Here is a 6,368-nt window from a genome sequence, read left to right on the forward strand (position 1 = left end):
TAAGTGGCAACTCCAGCAGCACCCGTCAAGCTGAGTTGGGTCACAATATCGTATTTTAAGTTCTTCCAGAATTATTCATATGCCATAATACAGAAATTAAATACTTATCAAGAACAATGGGGTGCAAATGAAATATACAGATAAATTTGTCGCGTTCATCGATATCCTAGGATTCAAACAGATCGTGGAAAAATCTGTTATCATCGAGGATGCTGAATCTATCGCTCGGATGATCAAAAGGTTAGCACCAGAAAGTGATATTGCTTTTTATCAAAATGACGGAGCAGAAATTTGCCCTTGTTCTGAAAGTTACAGCTCCGATCTCGCAATGAGGATTTCTCAAATTTCAGACTGTGTAGTTATTTCAGCCGAAATATCAGCAGCTGGAGTGATCAATATAATTCACTACTGTCAAAAAGTAGCGGAGCGCCTGCTTCTTCGTGAGAGTGTATTATGTCAGGGATATCTAACTCGTGGCAAGATAGTTCACGATGGGATGATGTTTTTCGGGCCAGGATACCAAGCAGCAGTCGAAGGTGAAAAACAAGCTGCCTCGATCGAATGGCGTGGGGAAGTACTTGGGACACCCTTCATAGAAATAGATCCTGACGTCGTTGCTTATCTCAAATCACACGGCGACGATTGCACTCATGAGATGTTTACGCGAATGACAGTCCGTGGAACAACCGAGAGCTATATCTCTCCATATGGTATTTTTGATAGACTTGCTAACTGGGCTTCAGATCCTTCGAAATCCCCCGACCAAATATTCAAAGAATTCAACATTGCCAACTCTATAATCGAACGAATTGAGAAGGATATCGCGGCTTCGAAACCAAAAAATTTACGGGCAAGAGAAAAACTAAGGATTACCCAAGAAGAATTATCAAAAGCCAGAGAGCGCCTTGCTGAAGCTCAGAGTATGATTCTATCTTAAAGTAATAATTTTTTATGGTGAAATTTTATTATTACTTAAAAAATTTCATTTATATTGAAAAAATGGCGGAGGGAGGGGGATTCGAACCCCCGATAGGGCTATAAACCCTATAACGGTTTAGCAAACCGTCGCCTTCAGCCGCTCGGCCACCCCTCCGCAGGCCCCAGGTCGGGGGCGTCGCTCTGTCTGCGGGATGTGCTTTCTAGTCAGTCGCTCCCCCGCTTGTCAATGACCGCAGCCAGGAGATTTGGTCCCGGCCCCATGTCCGTCAAGCCCCCGGCGCGCAGCGCCCTTTCTACCCGACTGCCTGGCGCAGCGCCTGGTCCAGGTCGTCCAGCAGGTCCTGGCGGTCCTCCAGGCCGATGGACAGGCGGATCAGGTTGCGCGGAATCGGGCTGTCCGTGCCCTCGATGGTCGGGCGGTGCTCGATCAGGCTCTCGGTGCTGCCCAGCGAGGTCGCCGGCACGAACAGGCGGCAGTTGCGCACCACCTCCACCGCCTGTTGTTCGCTGCCGTTCACCAGCAGGCTCATCATCGCCCCGAAACCCTCGGGCATCTGGCGGCGTGCCAGCTTGTGCTGCGGATGCTCGGGCCGGCCGGGGTAGAGCACGGCCTCGACACCCGGATGCTCGGCCAGCCGGTCGGCCAGCCAGGCCGCCGTGGCGCTGGCCTGACGCACCCGCACGAAGAGCGTGCGCAAGCCACGGTGCAGTAGCCAGGCCTCGAAGGGTCCCAGGGTGGCGCCCGCCTGGCTGCGGTGGCGCTCGATGCGCTGCCAGACCTCATCCTGCTGCCGGGTCAGCAGGGCGCCGGCCAGCACGTCGCTGTGGCCGTTCAGGTACTTGGTGGCGGAGTGCATGACGATGTCGGCGCCCAGCTCCAGCGGGCGCTGCAGCACCGGGGTCGCCATGGTGCTGTCCACCGCCAGACGGGCGCCGGCCTGGTGCGCGAGGCCCGCCAGGGCGGCGATGTCCACCACCTGCATCACCGGATTGCCGGGCGTCTCGATCCAGACCAGCTTCGTGCGCCCCGGACGGATCTTCCCCGCCACGTCCTCGGGATCGGTGGCGTCGACGGTCTCCAGCTCGATGCCCCAGTCGCGGCAGAAATCCACCGCCCAACCGCGGAACCCCCAATAGAGCGGATCCTGCATCAGCAGGTGATCGCCGGGGCGAAGCGACATGACCACGGCGGTGGCCGCCGCCATGCCCGAGGCGAAGACCAGGCCGGCCTCCGCTCCCTCCAGGCGCGCCAGCAGCTCCTCCACATGACTCCCCGTGGGGCTGGCGTTGCGCAGGTAGTCGCCCTGGGGCGGCGGGCCGTAGTCCTCGGCCCGCCGGAAGGTGGTGGCGGCATGGACCGGCGGCACCACGGCCCCGGTCTCGCCGTCGCCCTCATAGCCGCCCTGGGCGGCCAGGCTCTCGGGGCTCGGCCCCCTGTTCTTGCGCTCCTGCATTCCGATCCGGCCTCCTTCCCCCGGTGACAAGCTGCTCAGCGGCGCTGGAACTGCGTGTCGCCGAACAGCAGCTCCTTGGCCTTCTCGTCGAACGCCGCCGGGCGCTCGCTGGCCAGCACCTGGACGCCGCGCTGCACGGCCGGCCGCTCGGCGATCTCGTCGTGCCAGCGCGCGAAGTTCGGGTATTCCTCGCGGTCCACGTTCTGCCCGTCCGGATTGCGCGTCCAGGGCCAGGCGGCGATGTCGGCGATGGTGTATTCGTCGCCGGCCAGGTAGCGGCTCTCGCCCAGGCGCTTGTCCATCACGTTGTACAGGCGATTGGCCTCGTTGCTGTAGCGCTTCTTGCCATAGGGCACCTCCTCGGGCGCGTACCTCAGGAAGTGGTGCGCCTGGCCCAGCATGGGACCCAGGCCGCCCATCTGCCACATCAGCCACTGCATGACGTCATAGCGCACCTTGCCCTCGGCCGGCAGGAACCTGCCGTGCTTTTCCGCCAGATAGACGAGGATGGCGCCCGATTCGAACAGCGGCAGGGGCTGTCCGTCCGGGCCGTCAGGGTCCAGGATGGCCGGGATCTTGTTGTTCGGGCTGATCTTCAGGAAGCCGGGGTCGAACTGGTCGCCGGCGCCGATGTTCACGGCGTGGACGTTGTAGTCCAGGCCCAGCTCTTCCAGCAGGATGTGCACCTTGTGGCCGTTGGGCGTCGCCCAGCTGTAGAGTTCAATCGTCATAACCTGCTCTTTTCCTTTCCTTTTCCGGGAGTCCGGCACAGTCTAGTGAGTGGCGACCGCACCAGCGAGGTCCCCCAAGACGTGGCGTCCCCCGCTGGATGCGACAAGTCCGCCGCAGTCATGGCTGTGTTTCCCTGGGCTCAAGAATGGCCCCGCTGCGGACCGCGCGGGCGCACCACCACAAGGGCCACGCCCACGGCCGCCACCGCCATGCCGACCAGGGCCAGCGGCCCCAAACGCTCGTCGAACAGCAGCCAGGCGATGGTCCCGGTGACCGGCGGCACGAGATAGAACAGGCTGGCCGTACGGCCCGCCTCGCCCAGCCGGATCAGCAGCATCAGCAGGCTGACGGCTCCCAGGGAGAGCACGAAGACCAGCCAGCCCAGGGCGAAGAGGAATTCGCCGCTCCAGGTGATGTGATTGTCCTCGAAGGCCAGGGCCACGACGCCGGTGGCCAGGGTGGCTGCGGAGTACTGGATGGCCGCGCCGGACCAGAGATCCAGGTCGGTGCAGAAGCGCTTCTGGTAGACGACGCCGCTGGTGATCGCCAACAGGGCCAGCACGCTGAGCAGCACCGCCGGAATGCCGAAGCCCTCGAACAGCTCGGCGCCGACGGCCAGGTCCATGCGGTCCGAGAGCACCATGACCACGCCCAGCAGGCCGAGGACCAGGCCCACCACCTGGCGCGGACGCACCGTCTCGCCCAGCAGTGGTCCCACCACCGTGGCCGTCAGGATTGGCTGCAGGCAGACGATCAGGGCCGACAGGCCGGCCGGCAGTCCCTGCTCGATGGAGGCGAAGACGGCGCCGAGATAGAGGGAATGCACCATGATCCCGACCACGGCGGCATGGCCCATCAGGCGCAGGTCGCGCGGCCACTGCGCCTTCAGGACGACGGCCAGCGGCACCACCAGCAGCGTGACCAGCGCAAAGCGCAAGGCCAGGAAAGTCTGCGATTCGGCGTAGGGCAGGCCCAGCTTGGCCCCGATGAAGCCGGTGGCCCAGAGCACGACGAACAGCCCGGGCACAACCCGTACGAAGAGGGAGGAAGATGACATGAAGCTCTTGTTCTGGCGTGTGTTCAGGTCCCCGCAAGCGAGAGACAAGCCCTAACAGAGCGATGGGCGGTCAGGTAGCCCTCTAGGAACAGGGCACCTATGCGCCAGTGCTGGAGCGGGAAACGGCACCGCCGCTAGCCGACACGTTCCAAGCTATCTGTGTTCCGCGAACTGCCGGAAGCCACGTCCCTAAACACCCAGCCCTCGAAGCAGCGGGAAGACAGGGCAGATCTCAATCGCCGGCGCCACAGACCTCGACGACAGGTGTACCAGTACCGATCTCGAAGCCTTTGGAGCCAGTGTAACCGCCACTGCTGTCATCGCAAACCTCACCACCCAGACTTTCTGTTTCATCAAGGTTGCCCTCTCCAGAGAAGGTGCCGCCACTAAGAGTGAAGAGGTTGTTTCCAATCTCGCCCTTGAACCGGTTGTCGTTTATCTCGATACCCAGAGCACTCCCCTCGAAGAAGACGCCGTCAGCGCTTGTCCCTGAAATCTCGTTGTCGCTCAACGTCACCCGGCCGTCAGCACCACCAGGAGTCCAGAAATAAATGCCATGGCCTCCAGACAAAGGCCTATTCCCCGTGTCAGCGATCACGTTGCCGCTCAACGCGATGCGGCCGTCATAGGCGCCGGCACCAGCCCCGAAGGCAATGCCATGGCCACCTATGTTGGCGATCTCATTTTCCTTCAGTTCGACGCGGCCACTTTCGCCCGCATAATTCTCGAAGGAAACACCGTGCCCTTCTGTATTCATGACCGTGTTGTTACTCAACGTCACGCGGCCATCAACGGCTCCGGCACCTTCCCCGAAGAACACGCCGTCACCGCCTGTAACAATGATCACGTTGTCGCTCACCAATACATTTGAATCATTGATCCCGGCAGTCTCCCCAAAGGAAACGCCGTCTTCGCTTGTTGCGGTTACGAAGTTGTCACCCACCCAAACATCCCGGGCGTCATCTCCGAATCGTACACCGTCCTCCTCTGTTGCAAAGACAATGTTCTCCGTAATCTGGAAGGTACTGTTGTCATCGTCGACATCGATGCCAACGCCACCGATGCCTTCGAAGATATTGTCGCTGATCATGACCCCCTGGTTGGCATCATCGAACTCGACACCTTCGTCACCCGCAAGGGCGATTTCGTTGTCGAGAATGGCGATGTGCTCGTTTTCATCTCCGAACTCGATCCCGTCGTCGTTGGTTTCGAGTATGCTGTTGCCCGAGATGAGGAAATCGCGATTGTTTTCATTCGCATAGATTCCTTCACCACCGATGTCCTCAAGGTCGTTGTCGGCAATCTCCACCTCGCTGTTGGCATCGTTAAACTGAATGCCTTCATTGCCGGTTCCGGCAATGCTGTTGCCAGTGATCCGGATATCACTGTTGTCGTCCTCGAATTCGATGCCGTCGTCGTGCGTATCCGTGATGTGGTTACCGGAAACCTCGAAGTTCCTGTTGCCACCCTCTGCATAGATGCCTTCATTGCCGGTGTTCGTCAGGCTGTTGCCGCGAATGGTCACGTCCGAAGCCCCTCCAAAAAAGCGAATGCCCTCTTCATGCGGATCCGAGATCGTATTGCCGGTCAGAGTGACGTCCGTGACATCATGGTTGAATGCAATGCCTGCATAACCTGTGTTGGAAATCGTATTTCCCATCAGACTGATTTCCGAGGAGCCCGCATCAAATCCAATGCCATACGCGCCTGTCTCGGAAATATCGTTGCCAGCAAGTGTGACGCCGCGCGTATCAGGCATCCCTTCAAGACCAAAGTTACCCGGAGGGGGCGATACGCCACCCCCACGAACATCCATCCCGCCGACATAAGTATTGTCGGCCAGCGTCACCACCGCGTTGTCGCCGCCAAAACTCACTGTCCCGCGGCGGCCCGGCGCGCTGTAGGTCATGGTGGTCCCGGAGTCGACGCCGCGCACGAGGAGCTCGTGGCCGCCGCCGATCAGCGTCTGGCCGTCCTCCAGTTCGACGCCGCCGTCCAGGTCGCCGTCGCCGCCCTTGGCAACGACCAAACCGTTCTCCTCGGCCGCGGCCAGGGCGTCCGCCAGGTTGCCGCCGCCGCCGGCCACCTCGACCACCTCGCCGATGGTCACGCCGGTGGCGACGTTTTCAACATCCTCCGTCGTTTCCGGCCGCTGCGAGGGACCGGCCTCGGTGACGATGTCCACG

Annotated in this window: 5 protein-coding genes and 1 tRNA gene; 1 reads left to right on the plus strand and 5 read right to left on the minus strand. The window is 60.6% G+C overall.

From position 1 onward, the window contains the following. The first annotated feature begins 127 nt into the window (after positions 1 to 127). Complete coding sequence (locus tag ACFOW6_RS04735) at positions 128 to 937, plus strand: hypothetical protein (RefSeq protein WP_382421187.1); 810 nt, start codon at positions 128 to 130, stop codon at positions 935 to 937. A 63-nt stretch (positions 938 to 1,000) separates the two neighbouring features. Here ACFOW6_RS04735 and ACFOW6_RS04740 read toward each other — a convergent pair. From ACFOW6_RS04740 to ACFOW6_RS04760, 5 genes are all read right to left on the minus strand, one after another. Then, positions 1,001 to 1,093, minus strand: a tRNA-Ser gene (locus tag ACFOW6_RS04740). Positions 1,094 to 1,232: 139 nt separating this feature from the next. Beyond that, positions 1,233 to 2,393, minus strand: coding sequence for a trans-sulfuration enzyme family protein (locus ACFOW6_RS04745; RefSeq protein WP_382421188.1), 1,161 nt, complete (start codon positions 2,391 to 2,393; stop codon positions 1,233 to 1,235). Between the two features lie 35 nt (positions 2,394 to 2,428). Continuing rightward, positions 2,429 to 3,124 (minus strand): glutathione binding-like protein, encoded by a 696-nt coding sequence (locus ACFOW6_RS04750; RefSeq protein WP_382421189.1) that lies wholly within the window; start codon positions 3,122 to 3,124, stop codon positions 2,429 to 2,431. A 140-nt stretch (positions 3,125 to 3,264) separates the two neighbouring features. After that, positions 3,265 to 4,182, minus strand: a complete 918-nt coding sequence (locus ACFOW6_RS04755; protein WP_382421190.1) for a DMT family transporter — start codon at positions 4,180 to 4,182, stop codon at positions 3,265 to 3,267. A 232-nt stretch (positions 4,183 to 4,414) separates the two neighbouring features. Next, a partial coding sequence (locus ACFOW6_RS04760) for a right-handed parallel beta-helix repeat-containing protein (protein ID WP_382421191.1) occupies positions 4,415 to 6,368 on the minus strand: 1,954 nt, incomplete at its 5' end.

This window comes from Fodinicurvata halophila, assembly GCF_042651425.1.
GTDB classification, from domain to species: Bacteria; Pseudomonadota; Alphaproteobacteria; order Kiloniellales; family DSM-21159; genus Fodinicurvata; species Fodinicurvata halophila.